We start from the raw sequence: 18,093 nt of genomic DNA, 5'->3' as shown, positions 1-18,093 counted from the left end.
GAGGACAGCAGCGATAGCGAAACATGAAAAGGCTGCCTGAAACGCCGTTTTTGCGTTTCAGGCAGCCTTTTCATTATGAAATGATGTATCGGCTCACCACCAATCTCAAATACGCTGATCCATCTCTGCGGCGGGCATATGGCAGCCGGATTGCCCCACCACGGTGCGGGCGGGTACGCCCACCACAGTGGTGTGGGCGGGCACGTCTTCCACCACCACGCTGCCGGCACCGATTTTGGCGCAGTTGTGCACGCGAATATTGCCCAGCACCGAGGCATTGGCGCCAATCATCACGCCGTCGCCGATTTTGGGGTGGCGGTCGCCCGATTCTTTGCCGGAGCCGCCTAGGGTAACGCCGTGCAGCAGGGAGATGTCGTTGCCGAGCACGGCGGTTTCGCCCACCACCACGCCGGTGCCGTGGTCAATCATAATGCCGTGGCCGAAGCGGGCGGCGGGATGGATGTCGACACCAAATACTTCGGAGGCGCGGTTTTGCAGGAAATAGGCCAGTGTGCGGCGGCCTTGCTGCCACAGCCAATGGTTGATACGGTGCGCTTGGATGGCGTGAAAGCCTTTGTAATACAACAGCGGCAGCGAATACGCATCGCAAGCGGCATCGCGCTCGTAGTAGGCCACAATATCGGCCAGCGCCGCTTCAACAATGCTGTCGTCACTGCGCAGCGCGTTGAGGTAAATCTCGTACAGCGCGCGCGCGTCCATAATCGGGCTGGCCAGTTTGCTGGACAAATGAAACGCCAGCACGCGCTCAAAGCTTTGGTGGCGCAGCACGGTGAGGTGCAGAAAGCTGGCCAGCGTGGGCTCGTCGGCACAGGCCTGCTCGGTTTCGCGGCGGATGGTGTGCCAGAGGGTGTCGCTTTGCGGTTGGGTTAGGGTGTTCATGGAGGGTCTTTCCGGCTGCCTGAAAACAGGGGATGTTCCTAAATTTATCTGCGAGTAAGATTTGGAGCCAAAATATTGCCGTGTGATGAAATATTAACAGCCCCTAGAGCAGCACCACGTCAAATTGCTCTTGGGTATAGCTGCCTTCTACGGCCAGTGAAATCGGCTTGCCGATAAAATCCACCAACATGGCCAAAGATTGCGATTCTTCGTCTAAAAACAAGTCGATTACCGCCGGTGCGGCCAAGATGCGGTAGCTTTGCGCATCATAGCGGCGCGCCTCGCGCACGATTTCGCGCTGAATTTCATAGCACACGGTTTGCGCGGTTTTCAGGCGCCCGCGCCCGCTGCAGGTGCCGCACGGCTCGCTGAGGATGTGGCTCAGGCTCTCGCGCGTGCGTTTGCGGGTGAGTTCCACCAAGCCTAGGCTGGTAAAGCCGTTGAGGGTAACGCGGGTGCGGTCGTAGCTCAGCGCTTTGGCCAATTCTTGCAGCACGGCATTGCGGTGCTCTTCATTCACCATATCGATAAAGTCGATGATGATAATGCCGCCAAGGTTGCGCAGCCGCAATTCGCGGGCGATGGCGTAGCAGGCTTCCAGATTGGTTTTGAAAATGGTTTCGTCGAAATTACGCGCGCCCACAAAGCCGCCGGTGTTCACGTCGATGGTGGTCATCGCTTCGGTGGGTTCGATAATCAGGTAGCCGCCGAAGTTGAGGTTAACGCGCGGCTGCAAGGCTTGGTTGATTTCGGCTTCCACATGGTGGGTTTCAAACAGCGGGCGCTCGCCGCTGAAGAGTGCCAGCGTGCCCAAAGCGCCTTGCACATATTGCTGGGCAAAGGCGTGCATGCGTTCGAAGTTTTCTTTGGAATCCACCAACATGCTGCGGGTGTTGCTGCTGTACATATCGCGCAGCACGCGCAAGGTGAGCGGCAGGTCTTGATAGAGCAGGCTTTCGGGGGCGCTGGTGTTGGCCAGCTGGCGGATATTGGCCCACAGCTTGGTGAGGTAGTCGATATCGGCCTGCAATTCGGCATCGGTGGCGGTTTCGGCGCTGGTGCGGATGATGTAGCCGTGGCACGATTCGGCCGGCAGCAGAGCCTCCATGCGTGCGCGCAAATGGGCGCGTTCTTCTTCGTCTTCGATGCGTTGGGAAATGCCGATGTGTTCGTCTTGCGGCAGGTGCACCAAAAAGCGCCCGGCCAGCGAGATTTGGGTAGACAGGCGCGCGCCTTTGCTGTTGATGGGGTCTTTAATCACCTGCACCAGCACGCTTTGGCCTTCAAACAGCATGTGTTCGATGCGCTGAGTTTGCTCCGGCTTTTGCCGCTGCTCCAGCACGTCGACAATATGCAGAAACGCCGCCCGCTCTAGGCCGATGTCGATAAAGGCGCTTTGCATGCCCGGCAACACCCGCCGCACCAGCCCCAGATAAATATTGCCCACCAAGCCGTGGCCGCTGTTGCGCTCAATGTGGATTTCGCAAACTTTGTTTTCTTCTAATACCGCCACACGGGTTTCTTGCGGGGTGATGTTGACGAGGACGGTTTCCGGCGGACGCACCACATCCTTGGCCAGCGGAATACTGGGGCTGAGCATAACAGGGCTTTCTGAATCGTAAATTATTTTGCCTACCCGCCCGCTGCAAGAGCGGGTAGGCAAAATAATCTGCCGCCATCATTAGGCGGTTTGGCAGCCGCTAACTATATCATAGCTGGGCGGCGCTTGCAGGGTGGCGTGAGGTTTGGGGCTGAAGGGTTTAGGCTGCCTGAAAGCAGGGCATGGGAACCTCAGGTTTTTTCAGGCAGCCACATCACCAATTGCCAATCGGGTGAGTCGGCGATGTGCAGGGTGAGGCGTTGGCAGATTTGCGCGGGCTTGCCGCTGGGGTGGAAGTGCATCAGCATGGGGCGGCTGGCGCTTTTGCGGCTGGGGCGGCGGCAGTGTTGGGCAAACAGCGGGCTTAATTCGCAGCGGCTTTGGATAAAGGCGGCCACGGTGTCGTTGTCGCGATAGGGCTCGATGTGGCGCAGAAAATGCTGCAATACTTTGGGTATTTGCGTGTGCCAATCGCCGATAAACACGCGGCTGTGCGGGTCGAGCAAGAGATAGTCGAGCAAGTTGCTGTGGTGCGCTTGTTTGCCCAGCCAGTGCGAAAACAATTGGCTGGCGGCGCTGTTGTGGCACACTGGGTTCCACAGGTGGTCGAGCACATAGGCGGGCTGGCGGATGGCGTCGGTGGCTTGTTGCAGCTGGCGGCGGCGGGCTTTGGGCGGCAAATCGGCCAGGGTTTGCGGCTGCCAGCCGGCCAGTTTCAGCCAAGCGCTTTGTTCTTTGCGGCTTAATTGCAAGGTGTTGAGCAGGCGTTTGAGGGCATCGTATTCGTGCAGTGTGAGCCGGTCTTGCTCCAGCTGCGCCAGCCAGCGGGTGCTCACCCCGGCCAATACCGCCACTTCGGCCAAGGTGAGGCCGGGGGCGCGGCGTTTGCCGGTTTCAGGTAGCCCCACGTCTTGGCGGCTTAAGGTTTGGCGTTGTTGGCGCAGCAGGGCACCGAGGGTGTCGGCAGGATTGGGATTCATAAATCAGGAGTGCGGTTAAACCAAGGGCGGGCTTGCTCCAGCTCATGCGCCAGCTGCAACAACACATCTTCGCGGCCATGGGCGGCGGCAAACTGGCTGCCCACGGGTAGATTGTTATGCCAATACAGGGGCACGCTCATGGCGGGCTGGCCGGTGATGTTGAAGGGCGCGGTAAAGCCGATATAGGCCAAGCTTTGGCGGCTGTTGCGGTCGACCACAGGGTTGTTTTTCATCAAAAAGCCCAGCTTCAGGCTGCCCAACATAATGCGGCTGGCTTTTTCTTCTTTGGCCGAGGGCGCGAGCTCGCCCACTTTTGGGGTGAGGCGGGGCAATACCGGTGTGCACAACACATCGTATTGTTGGTGAAATTGCGCGGCAATGCGCATTTGGGCATTGATGACATCACGCGCCCAAAAGGCTTCGCCCGCGCTGATGTGTTCGCCATACACGATAAGCGACCATGTGGCCGCTTCCACATCGCGGTGGCTGATTTTGCGCCCCAAGGCTGCCTGAAGCTGGCGTTTGATTTTGGCGGTTTCGCCTGCCACCGCCACCAGCATGGCACGCCCCAAGATTTCGACATCGGCAAAGGCCGGGCGGGCTTCGGTAACTTCGTGCCCCAGCGATTGCAGCAAGGCCACGGTATCGGCGTGGGCGGCGCGAATCGGCGCGGCCACGTCGCCGCCGAGCCACGGCGTGTCGGTAACGGCAATGCGCAGGCGCGGCAAGGGCTGTTGCAGGCAATCCAGAAACGAAGTGGCCTGCGGCGGGCAATGATAGAGGCGGGCGGTTTGCGGCGCGGCGGCGGCAATATCCAGCATGGCGGCGCTGTCGCGCACGCTGCGGGTGAGCGCGTGCTCACACACCATGCCTTGCCACGCATCCACCAATAAAGGCCCCATGCTCACGCGGCCACGGCTGGGCTTGAGCCCGAACACGCCGCAATTGGCCGCCGGAATGCGAATGGAGCCGCCGCCATCGCCGCCGTGGGCAATCGGCACCACTTGCGCCGCCACAGCCGCCGCCGCACCGCCGCTGGAGCCGCCTGGCGTGTGCTCTACATCCCACGGGTTGCGGGTGATGCCGTGCAAAACCGATTCGGTATAAGGCATCAGCCCCCACTCCGGCAAGGTGGTTTTGCCAAACAACACCATGCCTGCTTGGCGGTAGGCAGCGGTTAAGTCGCTGTCTTGCTGCGCTTTGATGCCCATCAGCAGAGAGCTGGCGCAGCCGGTGGCCACGCCTTGCATATCGGCGAGCAAATCCTTCAGCAATAAGGGCACACCGGCCAACACGCTGCCACCGGCAGGCTGCTTGAGCTGGGCTTGGGCGTGGCTACGCAAATCTTGCGCCAGCAAATTCAGGCCGGGGTTGACCGCATCCAGCCGTGCCAAGGCCGCTTGCAGTACTTCTTCACGGCTAAAGTCGCCGGCGGCGATTTTTTGTGCCAGGCCGATGCCGTCGTGGCGGCGGTATTCGTCGAATGTAATCACCGGAATGCCTTTGTATGCGTGTTAACCGCCGTTAATATAACAGAAAACCCCGTCAAAAATGATGACAGCGGCGCTGAAAAAAGCCGACAGCGGCGTGCTGTCGGCTTTTTTGGGGTGTTGCTTTAGATTTGGGTATTACGGTTTTTTCACGTCTTCTACTGCTTTTTCAGTCGCTTTTTTTGCATCGGCACCGGCGGCTTTGGCCTTGGCTACGGCATCGGCGGCGGCGTCTTTGGTGGCATCAGCCGCATCTTTGGTGGCGTCTTTCACTTCGGTGCCGGCTTGCTTGGCTTTTTCAACCGCATTGTCGGCGGCTTTTTTGGTGTCGGACACGGCAGCATCGGTGGCTTGTTTGGCCTGCTCGGTGGCGGCGCCCACGGCAGAAGCGGCATTGTCTTTGGCGGCTTTCACATCGGAGGCCACACTTTGGGCAGCTTCTTTGGTTTCCTGCTTGGTTTCTTGCGAGCAGGCGGCCAGTGCCAATGCCATCAAGGCCGCAACGAGTAATTTGTTCATGATTTTCCTTGGGTAATGAATGAAACGCATTTGTGATTATACCTGTCTACCGCCGGCAGTGCCGAATTGATGCAGATAGGCTGGCCTAAGACCATGTTATTCGGATTTGGTTCCGTATTCAGGCTTGCGTAATGCGGCCATGCCGCAAGGCCGCCGCCCAGTCGAGCCGTTGCCGTTGTTGCGCCAAATCGGCCGCCTGTTGGTGGGGATAGGCAATACGGTAATGGCTGGCCTGCCAGCGGCCGTTGCGGTACTCGATAATGGCGTAGCGGGCATCGGGTGAGCCGGTTTCAACGGTGTGCGGCGGGCAATCGTCGGCATAGGCGGGCAAGCCGACACTGCCGGGGTTAACCAACAACATGCCCTCTAAATGAATGTTGCGGGCAATATGGGTGTGGCCGCAGGCGATCACGGCGGCACGGCTGCCTTGCAGCCGCTGCTTGATGGCATGGGCACTGGCCAGTACGGTGCTGCCATTGCAGATGGTTTCCAGTAAATAAGTATGGTCACTGTGCGGAGTGCCGTGGCACAGCAAAACATCGTTATCCAGATGCAAAACAGCAGGCAGTGCGGCCAGCCAGCCTAGCTCGGCCTGGTTAAGCTGGGTGCGGGCATAGTGGTCAGACAAGCCTTGTTGCTCCGGTGGCAGGGTCAGCAGCTGGCGTTCATGGTTGCCCGCTAAATGCAGCCAGCCGCTGGCCATCAGATACTGGGCGGTTTCCTGCGGCCATAAAGGGCCGGAAACGTTGTCGCCCAAATTGGCCACCCTATCTACACCTCGGCGGCGGATGTCTGCCGCCACCGCTTCCAGTGCCGCCAGATTGCCGTGAATGTCGGAAACAAGGGCGATGCGCATCGGTTTGTCTTTCAATAATGTTTTAGGCTGCCTGAAACCGGGCGCTATACCAATTCTAGATACAATTTGCAGGTAAGCTACCAATTACTCTTGCATCAGCTTGCCATCTTTCTCTTTATGCGAATTTCCGCTGAAAGATATGCTGAGCCCCGGCAACGCCATTGATATACACACCCGTATCGTAAAAACCGGCGGCCAGATACAGATCGCGCGCGACGGTGTTGCAGCGGTTTACGCCCAAAATTAGGCGTTGGCTGTCGGGGTCATGTTGTCGCACTACGGCATCCAGCCGGTGGGCTGCCACGGCGGCTTTGGCTATACCTTGGCCTTGGTATGCCGGATTGATGCTCAAGGAGCGCAGCAGCACCGCACCGGGCTGGCGCTGGTGATTAAGACATAAAGCGCCGTTGTCGAGCACAAAAAAGCCCACCGGCTGGCCATCGGCCAGAACGGTGACGGCGCACAGATGGGCGTTGATGGCCAGTTCGCTGGCTAGGGGTTCGGATAACCACTGATAAGGCTGATATGCAAACGGCAGCTGGTTTTCAGGCAGCCTATAGGCACACAAAGCCTGACGGTGTTGCGGCTGATAAACGGCCAATTTAATGTGCGCCAGAGCCAAGTGTGTTTCCTTAATAATGTTTAGGCTGCCTGAAAGCCGGGCGCTATACCAATTCGAAAAAATAAGATAACAAGGCGGCGAGCCGCAGACAGTACAAGTAGTACGGCAAGGTGAGCCAACGCAGTTAGGTTGTTTTTTTAGGATTGTTATTACAAGCTAATTTTGGCGCCCAATAGGGTAATAAATTGGTGCAGCCACGTCGGATGCGCCGGCCATGCCGGGGCGGTAACCAAATGGCCGTCGGTTACCGCTTCGGTGATGCCGATGTCGGCATAAATGCCGCCCGCTAATTTCACTTCGGCGGCACAGGCCGGATAAGCGGAGCAGTTTTTGCCTTGCAAGATTCCGGCAGCGGCCAGCAATTGCGCGCCATGACACACAGCGGCAATCGGCTTTTGCGCCGCATCAAATGCCCGCACCAGCGCCAGTACCGCTTCGTTCATGCGCAGATATTCCGGCGCGCGGCCGCCCGGAATCAGCAGGCCGGCATAATCCGCCGGCTTAACTGCGGCAAAATCGTAATTTAAAGCAAAATTATGCCCGCGCTTTTCGCTGTAGGTTTGCTCGCCTTCAAAGTCGTGAATGGCGGTGGCCACAGTGTCGCCCGCTTTTTTATCCGGGCATACGGCGTGCACGGTATAACCCAGGCCGCTTAAAAACTGAAACGGCACCATGGTTTCGTAGTCTTCGGCGTAATCGCCCACCAACATCAAAATGCGCTTGCTCATGGCTTAACTCCTTAAGGTGTGGTTAACCAACGGTACTACAGTACGATACAAATGAAACAAACAGCATCAAACACGGTGGGCACCGCCGATAAAGCCGTGGCGGCTATGCTTTGGCCTGCAGGCGCATTTCGGCGGCGCGGGCGTGGGCGGTGAGGCCTTCGCCGTGTGCCAATACGCTGGCGATTTGCCCCAAGCTGTGTGCACCGGCGGCGGAAACTTCAATCAGGCTGCTGCGTTTTTGGAAATCATACACGCCCAAGGGTGAGGCAAAACGGGCGGTGCGGCTGGTGGGCAGCACATGGTTGGGGCCGGCGCAGTAGTCGCCTAGGCTTTCGCTGGTGTAAGGTCCCATAAAAATAGCACCGGCATGGCGGATTTTGTCTGCCCATGCGGCGGCATTATTGATGGATAACTCCAAATGCTCCGGTGCGATAAAGTTGGCAATGGCGCAGGCTTCGTCTAAATCGCGTGCCAAAATCATGGCGCCGCGGTTGTGCAATGAGGCTTCGATAATGGCGCGGCGCGGCATTTCGGCGATCAAGCGCTGCATGGCTGCCTGTACGCTTTTCAGGTAGCCTTCATCGGTGGCAATCAAAATGGCTTGGGCGATTTCATCGTGTTCGGCTTGGCTGAATAAATCCATCGCCACCCATTCGGGCGGGGTGCTGCCGTCGGCAATCACCAGAATTTCGCTGGGGCCGGCCACCATATCAATCCCCACCACGCCAAACACGCGCCGCTTGGCGGCGGCCACATAGGCATTGCCGGGGCCGGTGATTTTGTCGACTTGGCCGATGGTGTCGGTGCCGTAGGCCAGCGCCGCCACGGCTTGTGCGCCGCCCACGGTGAATACCTGGGTTACCCCGGCCACATAGGCGGCGGCCAGCACGATGTCGTTGCGCTCGCCCTTCGGGGTGGGCACCACCATGATGATTTCGCCCACGCCGGCCACATGGGCGGGCATGGCGTTCATCATCACCGAGCTGGGATAGGCAGCTTTGCCGCCGGGCACATAAATGCCCACGCGATCGAGCGCGGTGATTTGCTGGCCGAGCAAGGTGCCGTCGGCATCGCGGTAAGACCACGATTCCTGTTTTTGATGGCGGTGGTAGGTTTCAATCCGCTTGGCGGCGGTTTGCAAGGCTGCCTGAACGGTTTCAGGCAGCCTGTGAAATGCTTGCTGCAAATCGGTCTGGCTTAAGGTGAGCTCGGCCATGCTCTGTGCGGCCATGCCGTCGAAGCGGTTGGTGTATTCGATAAGGGCGGCATCGCCGCGCTGCTGCACGTCGGCGCAAATGGCGGCCACGGTGGCGTCGATTTGCGGGTCTTGTGCGGTTTCAAATGCCAGCAGGGTTTTGAGTTGCGGCCAGAAGTCGGCTTGTTGGGTGTTGAGGTGTTTCATGGTTGATGTCGCCAAGGGTGGTGTGGGCAGGGCTGTTATGTTGATTGCAGGCCGGATGCTTAAATCCGATAGTTGCTCAAAAATAATACCCATTCTAAAAAATAATCTTATATAACTAAAGATACGCTGGTGTATGGGCTGCCTGAAAGTCTTTGCACCACAGCATCTGTCGCACCTGCGTAGGCAGGTGCCCAGTTCAAAGCGTTGCTTTGATTCTGCGCCGGAGTGGCCGTTGAAGTCGGTTTATACTTTGATTTTAAAATAGCCAATACCGTACTCTGTAAAACTGAAGCGCTGCTTTAGGCTGGGCACCTGCCTGGCGCAGGTGCGACGCACTATTAAGTTAAAGCTGCCTAAACGGTAAAACCGTTTTACCGAATCAAGTTCGGCAATGACGGCTTCGATGGTTTCAGGCAGCATCTGCATTATGATGCTTGTTCAGGAGCTTCGGCCGGTGTTGCTGTTTGAGTATCGGCAGCCGGTTGAGTATCGGCAGCAGGCGCAAGAGTTTCTGTGCGGGTGTCTGCGCGTTCTTCGCGCACCACAAAGCGCTTATTGATGCGCACACGCTCGCCACGGCCGATTTTGTTGATTTCCAGCCAGTCGGTGTAAATGGCGCGGATGGCATCGCGGGCATCGTCGAAGCCGTGGTTTTGCGGTGCGAAGGCGGCATCCAGTTGTGGCAGTTGTTTCACCACGTCGCCCAAGCGCGCCCAGCCTTCGGGGTTGGCTGCGGCATCTACGGCTTGCTGCACCAGCGGAATCAGACGGCCGAAATTGTGGCCGCTGGCCGAGGTGCTGCTGCTTTTGGCTTTGCCAGGCTTTGTTTTGGCCGCGCTGTTTTGCTTGCCTTTGGCGGCAGTGCCGGTTTGTTTTGCTGTGGTGTCTGCTTGCTTGGCGGGGCGGCCACGGCGGGCCGGGGTAGCATTTTCGGTTGCGCTGGCGGTATTTTTAGCCGGGCGACCGCGTTTGGGGGCGCTGTTATTTTCGGCAACAGCAGTGGGCGCTTCATGGGTAACGGCGCTGGCGGTTTCGGCTTTCAGGCTGCCTGAAGCCACTTTGGTGGTGTTATCGGCTTGGGTGCGGCGCACTTTAAGTTGGTTGTTGTCTACTTGGGTGGCAAATTGCGGCAGCGATTTAATCAGGCTGGAGAATTTGGAAAAGCCGTAGTTGCGGGCATCAAAATCGGGGGTGACTTTATTCACATAGCTGCCCACGGCGCCTAGGCCGGCCCAGCCCAAATCGTCGGCGCTTTCTTTTACGGCGCGGTAGAGTAGGTTGAGTAAGTTGGCATCGATTTTGCCTACGGTGCTGTCGGCACTGTCGTTGGTGTTGGCCGCAGGCTCGGTGGCATTTTTGGCCGGGCGACCGCGCCGGTTGGCGCTGTCGGCGGGGGCGGGTGCTTTGCGTGCGGGTTGGAAAATTTCGGTGTACACGAATTTATCGCAGGCTTTGCGGAAGGCTTCCGGGGTTTTCTTTTCGCCAAAGCCGTATACGGTGCGGCCGTTTTCGCGCAGGCGGCTGGCCAAGCGGGTGAAGTCGCTGTCGCTGGACACAATGCAAAAGCCGTCGAAAGTGTTGCTGTAGAGCAGGTCCATGGCGTCGATTACCAGTGCCATATCGGTGGCGTTTTTGCCCTTGGTGTAGGCAAATTGCTGCACTGGGGTGATGGCGTGCGGCAGCAGTGCGCCTTTCCATTTTTTCAGGCCGCTGCTCCAGTCGCCATAAATGCGTTTTACGCTGGCAATGCCGTATTTGGCGATTTCTTCCAGCAAGGCGTCGATGATGTCGGCGGAGGCGTTGTCGGCGTCGATTAACACCGCCAGTTTTTGAGATTGTTCATTGTTCATAAAGGTGATTTCCTGTTTAGGCAGCCTTGGGTAAATGGCCATGGGTTACTTTGGTTTGATAGATAAATTCAATATAGCCGTGTTGCTGGTGTTGGTCAAATAATTGGCGCAAAGCGGCCAGCATGGGCGTGTGGGCAGGGTGTTCGGCGGTGGGGGCGTACGACGAAGACAGCAGTCGCGCTTGCAGCAAGGCATAATCCAGCCGCTGCGCGTGCTCGAACACATGAATTTGGCTTTGGGCGGGAGCAAAAAAATCGCGCATGGCGGCTTCGCCGATATTGTGGTGCGGCACGGCGTTGTAATCGGTGCCGTAGCGTTGCAGCAGTGCTTCATAGGCTGCCTGAAAGGCATTGCCTTGGTAGTGGCGCTCATTATAAACCAACACCACTTGGCCGCCGGGCTTGAGAATACGGTTGAATTCGTGTTGTGCGCGGGTGCGGTCAAACCAATGATAGGCTTGCCCGGCAAACACAAAATCCACGCTGGCATCGGCCAAGGTGGTGGCTTCGGCGCTGCCGTTCACGCTGCAAAAGCCGGGGTGTTGCCCCAATTGCGCTTCGGCGGCGCTGCGCATGGCTTGGTTTGGCTCCACTGCATACACACGGCGGCTGTGTTGCAGCAATAATTGGGTTAATAAGCCGGTGCCCGCGCCAATATCGGCCACCACGGCGGTGGGGCTAAAACCGGCGTGGGCAGTCAGTAAATCCATCACTGCCACAGGGTAGCCGGGTCGGGCTTTCACATAATCACTCACACGGTGGGTAAAGCGCTCGGTGTGATTCATAATGGCCTTTCAGGCAGCCTTATCTGCATTTACCACGCGGGCAAAAGCATCAATAATCGGCTGAATCGCAGCATATTTCAGCTTGAGTGCCGCTTTGTTCACCACCAGGCGGCTGGAGATGTCGGCAATGTGTTCCACTGCTTCTAAGTCGTTGGCTTTCAGCGTGTTGCCGGTTGACACCAAGTCGACAATCGCATCCGACAGCCCCACCAAAGGCGCCAATTCCATTGAGCCGTAGAGCTTAATCAAATCCACATGCACGCCTTTGTCGGCAAAATGCTCGGCGGCAATGTCGGGGTATTTGGTGGCCACGCGCAAGCGGCAGCCCGGCTGCGAAGCGGCGGCATAGTCAAAGCCTTTGCGCACCGCCACCATCATGCGGCAGCGGGCAATCTGCAAATCCAAGGGCTGATACAGGCCGCTGCCGCCGTGCTCGGTGAGCACGTCTTTGCCGGCAATGCCGAAATCGGCGGCACCGTATTGCACATAAGTGGGCACATCGGTGGCGCGCACAATCACCAAGCGGATATTGGCGTGGTTGGTGCCGATAATCAGCTTGCGTGACTGCTCCGGATTTTCTGCCGGCTCAATGCCCGCCGCCGCCAGCAAGGGCAGGGTTTCGTCAAAAATACGGCCTTTGGATAAAGCAATGGTTAATGAATTCATATTGGCTTGGGGTGATTTAATGGGATGATTTTAATTTACAGTGTTTTCAGGCAGCCTTTTATTTCAAGGCTGCCTGAAAAGATTGCTGCTGCTCATTATAAAGAATAAAACGCCCACCAGCTCGGCGGCAATAATAATAAAGCAAACAATAATAAAGCCGCCTCAATGGCAAAATAGCCTTTTTTCTTGGCAATGCCTGCGTCTTCATCGGCCAAAATCATCAGCCCGAACACGCTGGAAAGCAAGGCCATCAAGCCCACAGGCAAAAACACCAAATAATGGATATCCGTGGCCACCGTGCCCACCACGGCCATGCCAATCAAGGCACAGGCAGCCAAAAAGGAAAAACAGCTCAGCAAAAAATGTTTTTGCGTGTTGGCATAGAATGTGTCCAACATTATGTGCTCCTTACAAAGTATTTAAATGGATTTGGTTCCAAGCCAATGATAAAAATCAAGCTTGGGAGAAATCAATATAAGGCTGCCTGAAACCATTAAATCCATTACTGTTAAAGAGGATAGGCGGAATCTATTTTCTCTAAATTTAAAGCACCGCATCCGCCCATTTGGCTGCCAGCGCAGCAAGTGCTTATTCTAACAAGATTTTCAAATCGTGCGCCAATTGCGCCGCCGTTTGACCGTGCGGTTCGTACACCGCGGCGTGGCCGTTTTTATCAATTAAATAATTGCCCGCGCTGTGGTCAACCAAATAATGGCCATCATCCCCGCGCGGCACTTTTTGCGACACAATGCGGTATTGCTGCTTCACCAAACTCAGCGCCCCTTGATTGGCCGCGTCGGTGGTGAGGCCGATAAAAGTCGGATTAAACACTGGCACATATTGCGCCAACAATGCCGGCGTATCGCGCTCTGGGTCTACACTGATAAACAGCACCTGCACAGCCTCGGCTTGCGGCCCCAGCTGTTTTAGTGCCTCGGCAAACGTGAGCAAATTGGTGGGGCACACATCCGGGCAATGCGTATAGCCAAACACCAAAGCCACCACCTTGCCTTTAAAGTCCGACAGCTTCACCGGCTTGCCGTGGTGATCCATCAGCGTAAAGTCGCCGCCAATCTGCTCGGCACGGATATCGCTGCCGTATAGCTGCGCTGCGGCGGTGGGCGCGGAAGCCGTGGTGACCGCAGCTGAGGCAGGCACAGCCGTTTCCGCAGCGGGTGAACACGCCGCCAACAACGCCGTGGCCAACAAGCCCATCGCCCAATGGCATGGTTGCCGCAGCTTGTGTGATTGAATGGTATTGGGGGTAAAGTAACGCATAAGCAACAAAGCCTCATATCATCAATAAACAAACACTTTATGGTAGCCGCTTGCCCACCCGCTTGCCAGCACACGCTTGCGGCATTATGTCACAGCCGCCGTTCATATAGAATTCGATTCAAAAATAAAAATAATTAATTCATTAGCTTGAATGATATTCTCTGTACAAATACAAAAAAAACGGCACAAATACTTTACAACAACCGCAAAGCGGCTATAATACGCGCTTCTCACCTGCCCAGGTGGCGAAATTGGTAGACGCAGGGGACTCAAAATCCCCCGCCGCAAGGTGTGTCGGTTCGAGTCCGACCCTGGGCACCACTAACCACTTTTTAGTGGTTATTTTTTTGTCTAATACCGTCTAGCGCCATAAACTAGGCACCCAACTGGCTAGGCTTTGCGCCTAATTCTGCCTTTCTCTATTGTCTAAAGCCGCCTAATCCCGTGTTATTGAAGCAACCAAAATTCTGCGGTATATTTTACGTAACCAACCCGACATACTGCAAAAAATACCGTAAATGCCCCTAAACGACCGCCAGATAAAGAACGCCAAGCCCGCCGCCAAACCGTATAAGCTGGCCGATGGCTACAATCTTTAATCGCTTGTAAATGCCAACGGCGGCAAGTATTGGCGGCTTGACTATGCCATTGACGGCAAACGAAAAACTTTGGCAATCGGCACTTATTCCACAACTAAGCCTTGTAAAAGCCCGTAACCGAAGCTACGCACCCATTTATTAACGGCTGCCTGAAGCCCTTCGGTCAATATGCCCATCGCATCTGCGCAAGCAAATGCTCGGTTCAAAGCAGCGCTTTGATTCTGCCAATCCGCGTTGCCTGTTTGAATCAACTTACCCGGTGTGGCACTTTAACCAACATACCACACCACAATTTTTACATTCACTTGATGTTCGACTCTAATCTGTTATATTTGCCTAATAAATGCCTAATAGATAATGGCATGAGTTGCGCGTTGCCACCAAATATTGCCTATCCGCTTGGTTTTATATCAATCCAAAAAAATAACCTTAGTATTATTTGTTTGGCAGTAGTTTGATAAAGCCAATATCTCTGCCTGCCGAATTAGGGCAGCTACGGCCAAATAACGACATCGCTCACCCGGCTTGCACTTTTAAAATACATTTGAAACAAGAGCAATAAAAATCACGTATTGATCATAACGGCCTCGATTTTGAACAAAAGTGCCTTTAAATAGCAATAAACTATGCACTAGGCGCGGATGCGTAAATCATTATTAAGTGAAAATAAATCGGTATAATTGCTTTTGTTAATAAGGCATAAAAATTGCTTGCCAGCAATAACTTTAAGCTGCTTTATTCTCGTACTTTGTAGGCTGCCTGAAAAAACAGATTGCCATTGCGTGCCCAAGTGCACGGGTTTGGATGATTTAATGAAACAAACAGCTTGTACTTAATAAATGATAAACCCCCGCGCAGGCGCCCAGCGCCGCCAAGCATAAAAGCCAAGCCACTTGGCGCAGCACAGATAAACCAATTTTTATACCCTAATTCAATTTTTCCAACTTTATCAAATTCCAACTTTATCAAAATAGAGGCCGTACCATGAACAAAATCTACCGCACCGTATACAACGAAACCACCCAAACTTGGGTGGCCGTGTCTGAAATCGAAACCGGCAAAGGTAAAAGCAGTAAATCTGAGCAAAATAGGGCATCGAAGGTATTATCGAAAGTATTTATGAGTAATACCTTAAGATTTAATGTATTAGCATTATCTTTGGGTTTAAGTGTCGGTATTCCAGTACCTGTCTATGCAGCTCAACTTCAATGTGATGTTTCTGCTATTGACAATACCAGTAACTTGACATGTGGTAGGAGTGCAACAGCAAATACAAGTCAGGCTGTTGCGCTTGGCTCTGAGGCGAATGCCAGTGGAAACCAATCTATTGCTTTAGGGGCACAAACAAAATCATCTGGAGTATCCTCCATTGCGATTGGCGGCGATGACATAGATTTGGTTGCGGGTAATAATGGACAAAATAATACGACAGCTGCCACCCAATATAAAGCACTCACAGGGTCTGATTTAGTCGATTATGCAAGTAACACTACACGGTACCCGGCTACTGAATCATCAGGTGCAGGGGCAGTAGCCGTTGGGGTACAAGCGCTAGCATCAGGTGACATATCAACTGCTTTGGGTATTAAAAGTAAGGCTACGGGCATTGCTTCGGTAGCATTGGGTGTAGGAGCCAATGCCAGCGAAAAGGGGGCGGTAGCATTGGGTGTAGGAGCCAATGCCAGCAAAGAGAGGGCGGTAGCATTGGGTGCTGGATCTGTTACCGACACTAATGCTACAGCCATAACACAGGCAACCGTAGGTACGGGAGCCAGCGCTGTAACTTATACCAACTTTGGTGGTGCTAAAGTAGTGGCGGCGGGTGACCAAGTTTCAATCGGTAAATCTGGTTTTGAGCGCCAGTTGAAAAATGTAGCACCCGGTGCAGTTACTGACACTAGCACCGATGCCATTAACGGCAGCCAACTATTTTCCGTTGCCAATACACTACAAACTAAACTTACCCGTTACTACAGTGTGAATTCAACTGATACAACAGCAGGTTCTAATTACAGCAATGATGGCGCTGGTGGCACGAATGCACTGGCTGCCGGTGTGAAAGCGAATGCGGCTGGTGCAGGCAGTGTGGCGGTAGGTTATAAAGCCACGACCAACACCATAGGCGATATGGCGTATGGCTTGGGCAGTGCCGCCCAAGGGTACAGTAAAAATACTGTCACTGATTCTTCTACCGTCACTGCTGGCAGTGTGACGACAGAAGACTTTGGCCCTGCCTTGGCACAAGGGGCGTTTGCCAAAGCCACGGGACGCAATGCCATTGCCATTGGTAACAACGCGCAAGCCAATGGAACCGTTAACAATAATAGCATCAACGATGTGATTGCCATCGGAGCGAACAGCACGGTTAGTGGAAATCGTGGGGTTGCCATGGGTTATAAGGCTTACGTCGGTGGTGGAAATACCGTGTCTATTGGTACCCAAGCGGGCACTGATAGTACTGCAGACAATGGTGTATTTATCGGGTCAAGTGCCGGCTCGGTGAATTCTCTTGCAAAAACAAACAATAAGAAGAATACCAGTGGTATCGCGATTGGTAGTTCTGCGGGGGCAAACTACATCGACGGCACAGAAGTGGTGGCGATTGGTAATTCTGCGGGGATTTATAACCAAGGCAACACCAACTACGCTATCGGCAGTCGCGCAGGTCAATATGTCAAGGGTAGCGATAACTATACGATGGGTATTGATGCAGGCAAATATGTGGCCGGTAGCAGCAATAGCTCTTATGGCTATAAGACGGGCAGTATAGTTAATGGGAGTCGAAACTATTCTTATGGTAGTGGCAATAGTGACACGCTGACAGCAACGGATAACAGTAACACTCCAGGTCAATGGGTGAATGGTGACGACAACCTATCGCTTGGCACCAATGCAGGGCAATATATCGGCAAAATGACCGCCCAATTAACAAGCACTGAGGTGGCGTTCACTAGCGCAACAAAGTCAAACAACAATATCGCCATCGGTAATGGGGCAAATAAGTTTAGCTATGCTTCTCCGCTTACCACCAGTGATAACATCGCCATGGGTAGCAGTAGCAAAGCATCAGGCGGTGAGGCCATCGCCATTGGCAAGGGCGCACAAGCCAACGGCGCGCAATCTATTTCTATCGGCACCGGCAACGTGGTCTCCGGTGCCAATTCGGGTGCATTGGGTGACCCATCTTATATTTCAGGCAGCGGTACCTATACTATTGGCAATAATAACGGCACGGCAACAGCGCCGATTGCTGCTACTGAATCCGGTGCGTTTGGCAATGGCAATGCGATGCCGACAGCAAGTACAACGGGTATTCGTGTTGTGGGTAACGGCAATACCGTTAACTCAAGCAATGTGATGGTGATGGGTAATGGCGTTACTGTGGCAACAGGTTTAGATGGCGCTGTGGTATTGGGTAATGCTTCTACTGTGACAAAGGCGGTGGATACAGCTAATTCAACTATTAATAATGGCATTACCTACACCTATGCCACCTCAGGTGCTGCACCTGCTGACGGGGATGTGGTCAGTGTTGGTACTACAACTAAACCACGCCAAATCCAAAATGTGGCAAATGGACAAGTATCTGCTACAAGCTTGGATGCCATCAACGGCAGCCAGCTTTATGCCGTGGCTGATATTGCAGCAAAGGTTTTACCGTTGAGGCCACCAAATCAGCAGGTGATGTTTCAGGCAGCCTGAAAGATCTCATCCAACCGGGTGAAACGCTAAATGTGGATGCTGGTAAAAATATTGCCATTACTCAATCGGCAAATAAAATTAGTATTGCGACTAAAGATGATGTTTCCTTTACTAAAA

The 18,093-nt window shown here is 54.5% G+C and carries 17 protein-coding genes, 1 tRNA gene and 1 pseudogene; 3 read left to right on the top strand and 16 right to left on the bottom strand.

Annotated features, from left to right (window positions below):
• Positions 1-105: 105 nt before the first annotated feature.
• The 15 genes from cysE to JQU52_RS02520 all read right to left on the bottom strand — a co-directional run bounded on the left by cysE (position 106) and on the right by JQU52_RS02520 (position 13,612).
• The gene (cysE, locus tag JQU52_RS02590; RefSeq protein WP_230339608.1) at positions 106-900 is read right to left on the bottom strand and encodes a serine O-acetyltransferase; all 795 of its coding nucleotides are present in this window, start codon (positions 898-900) and stop codon (positions 106-108) included.
• A gap of 103 nt (positions 901-1,003) precedes the next feature.
• On the bottom strand, positions 1,004-2,500 hold the full coding sequence (gene rng / locus JQU52_RS02585) for a ribonuclease G (protein ID WP_230339607.1): 1,497 nt from the start codon (positions 2,498-2,500) through the stop codon (positions 1,004-1,006).
• 191 nt (positions 2,501-2,691) lie between these two features.
• Positions 2,692-3,480 (bottom strand): MmyB family transcriptional regulator, encoded by a 789-nt coding sequence (locus JQU52_RS02580; protein ID WP_230339606.1) that lies wholly within the window; start codon positions 3,478-3,480, stop codon positions 2,692-2,694.
• Positions 3,477-4,973, bottom strand: a complete 1,497-nt coding sequence (locus tag JQU52_RS02575) for an amidase (RefSeq protein ID WP_328300957.1) — start codon at positions 4,971-4,973, stop codon at positions 3,477-3,479. The genes JQU52_RS02580 and JQU52_RS02575 overlap by 4 nt, the downstream gene beginning before the upstream one ends.
• A gap of 135 nt (positions 4,974-5,108) precedes the next feature.
• Entirely contained in the window at positions 5,109-5,489 is a 381-nt protein-coding gene (locus tag JQU52_RS02570; protein WP_230339605.1) for a hypothetical protein, read from the bottom strand.
• 118 nt (positions 5,490-5,607) lie between these two features.
• Positions 5,608-6,345, bottom strand: a complete 738-nt coding sequence (locus JQU52_RS02565; RefSeq protein WP_230339604.1) for a metallophosphoesterase family protein — start codon at positions 6,343-6,345, stop codon at positions 5,608-5,610.
• Between the two features lie 115 nt (positions 6,346-6,460).
• Complete coding sequence (locus JQU52_RS02560; RefSeq protein WP_230339603.1) at positions 6,461-6,967, bottom strand: GNAT family N-acetyltransferase; 507 nt, start codon at positions 6,965-6,967, stop codon at positions 6,461-6,463.
• Between the two features lie 149 nt (positions 6,968-7,116).
• Positions 7,117-7,695 (bottom strand): DJ-1/PfpI family protein, encoded by a 579-nt coding sequence (locus tag JQU52_RS02555; protein ID WP_230339602.1) that lies wholly within the window; start codon positions 7,693-7,695, stop codon positions 7,117-7,119.
• 103 nt (positions 7,696-7,798) lie between these two features.
• On the bottom strand, positions 7,799-9,097 hold the full coding sequence (hisD, locus tag JQU52_RS02550) for a histidinol dehydrogenase (protein ID WP_230339601.1): 1,299 nt from the start codon (positions 9,095-9,097) through the stop codon (positions 7,799-7,801).
• Positions 9,098-9,340: 243 nt separating this feature from the next.
• Complete coding sequence (locus JQU52_RS02545) at positions 9,341-9,517, bottom strand: hypothetical protein (protein WP_230339600.1); 177 nt, start codon at positions 9,515-9,517, stop codon at positions 9,341-9,343.
• A gap of 5 nt (positions 9,518-9,522) precedes the next feature.
• Positions 9,523-10,947 carry an NYN domain-containing protein gene (locus JQU52_RS02540; protein WP_230339599.1) on the bottom strand — a complete coding sequence of 475 codons (1,425 nt, stop codon included), beginning with the start codon at positions 10,945-10,947 and terminating at the stop codon, positions 9,523-9,525.
• Positions 10,948-10,963: 16 nt separating this feature from the next.
• A complete protein-coding gene (locus tag JQU52_RS02535; protein ID WP_230339598.1) occupies positions 10,964-11,731 on the bottom strand; it encodes a class I SAM-dependent methyltransferase in 768 nt (255 codons plus the stop codon).
• A gap of 9 nt (positions 11,732-11,740) precedes the next feature.
• Positions 11,741-12,397, bottom strand: a complete 657-nt coding sequence (gene hisG, locus JQU52_RS02530; protein ID WP_230339597.1) for an ATP phosphoribosyltransferase — start codon at positions 12,395-12,397, stop codon at positions 11,741-11,743.
• Positions 12,398-12,492: 95 nt separating this feature from the next.
• A complete protein-coding gene (locus tag JQU52_RS02525; RefSeq protein WP_230339596.1) occupies positions 12,493-12,795 on the bottom strand; it encodes a hypothetical protein in 303 nt (100 codons plus the stop codon).
• A gap of 190 nt (positions 12,796-12,985) precedes the next feature.
• A complete protein-coding gene (locus JQU52_RS02520; protein ID WP_230340508.1) occupies positions 12,986-13,612 on the bottom strand; it encodes an SCO family protein in 627 nt (208 codons plus the stop codon).
• Between the two features lie 299 nt (positions 13,613-13,911).
• Between JQU52_RS02520 and JQU52_RS02515 the strand changes: the two genes are divergently transcribed.
• Together JQU52_RS02515 and JQU52_RS14745 are read left to right on the top strand one after the other, a co-directional pair.
• Positions 13,912-13,996: transfer RNA gene (locus JQU52_RS02515), tRNA-Leu, on the top strand.
• A 323-nt stretch (positions 13,997-14,319) separates the two neighbouring features.
• Positions 14,320-14,391: pseudogene (locus JQU52_RS14745) on the top strand (hypothetical protein); the annotation flags it as partial.
• 618 nt (positions 14,392-15,009) lie between these two features.
• On the opposite strand, the gene JQU52_RS02505 reads toward JQU52_RS14745, so the two are convergent.
• Positions 15,010-15,243: a hypothetical protein gene (locus JQU52_RS02505; RefSeq protein WP_230339595.1), complete on the bottom strand. Its 234-nt coding sequence runs from the start codon at positions 15,241-15,243 to the stop codon at positions 15,010-15,012.
• 15 nt (positions 15,244-15,258) lie between these two features.
• Here JQU52_RS02505 and JQU52_RS02500 point away from each other — a divergent pair, with 15 nt between their 5' ends.
• Complete coding sequence (locus tag JQU52_RS02500; protein WP_230339594.1) at positions 15,259-17,976, top strand: ESPR-type extended signal peptide-containing protein; 2,718 nt, start codon at positions 15,259-15,261, stop codon at positions 17,974-17,976.
• Positions 17,977-18,093: the final 117 nt, after the last annotated feature.

This window comes from Paralysiella testudinis, from assembly GCF_016894345.1.
Taxonomy (GTDB): Bacteria; Pseudomonadota; Gammaproteobacteria; order Burkholderiales; family Neisseriaceae; genus Paralysiella; species Paralysiella testudinis.
The sequence above is the reverse complement of the archived record's forward strand: the minus strand, read 5'-3'. Positions and strand labels throughout refer to the sequence as shown.

Bases quoted from the DNA above. Each gene is read 5' to 3' on its own strand.
- cysE (WP_230339608.1), bottom strand. From the start codon at position 900: ATGAACACCCTAACCCAACCGCAAAGCGACACCCTCTGGCACACCATC.
- rng (WP_230339607.1), bottom strand. From the start codon at position 2,500: ATGCTCAGCCCCAGTATTCCGCTGGCCAAGGATGTGGTGCGTCCGCCG.
- JQU52_RS02580 (WP_230339606.1), bottom strand. From the start codon at position 3,480: ATGAATCCCAATCCTGCCGACACCCTCGGTGCCCTGCTGCGCCAACAA.
- JQU52_RS02570 (WP_230339605.1), bottom strand. From the start codon at position 5,489: ATGAACAAATTACTCGTTGCGGCCTTGATGGCATTGGCACTGGCCGCC.
- JQU52_RS02565 (WP_230339604.1), bottom strand. From the start codon at position 6,345: ATGCGCATCGCCCTTGTTTCCGACATTCACGGCAATCTGGCGGCACTG.
- JQU52_RS02555 (WP_230339602.1), bottom strand. From the start codon at position 7,695: ATGAGCAAGCGCATTTTGATGTTGGTGGGCGATTACGCCGAAGACTAC.
- hisD (WP_230339601.1), bottom strand. From the start codon at position 9,097: ATGAAACACCTCAACACCCAACAAGCCGACTTCTGGCCGCAACTCAAA.
- JQU52_RS02545 (WP_230339600.1), bottom strand. From the start codon at position 9,517: ATGCTGCCTGAAACCATCGAAGCCGTCATTGCCGAACTTGATTCGGTA.
- JQU52_RS02540 (WP_230339599.1), bottom strand. From the start codon at position 10,947: ATGAACAATGAACAATCTCAAAAACTGGCGGTGTTAATCGACGCCGAC.
- JQU52_RS02535 (WP_230339598.1), bottom strand. From the start codon at position 11,731: ATGAATCACACCGAGCGCTTTACCCACCGTGTGAGTGATTATGTGAAA.
- hisG (WP_230339597.1), bottom strand. From the start codon at position 12,397: ATGAATTCATTAACCATTGCTTTATCCAAAGGCCGTATTTTTGACGAA.
- JQU52_RS02525 (WP_230339596.1), bottom strand. From the start codon at position 12,795: ATGTTGGACACATTCTATGCCAACACGCAAAAACATTTTTTGCTGAGC.
- JQU52_RS02520 (WP_230340508.1), bottom strand. From the start codon at position 13,612: ATGGGCTTGTTGGCCACGGCGTTGTTGGCGGCGTGTTCACCCGCTGCG.
- JQU52_RS02500 (WP_230339594.1), top strand. From the start codon at position 15,259: ATGAACAAAATCTACCGCACCGTATACAACGAAACCACCCAAACTTGG.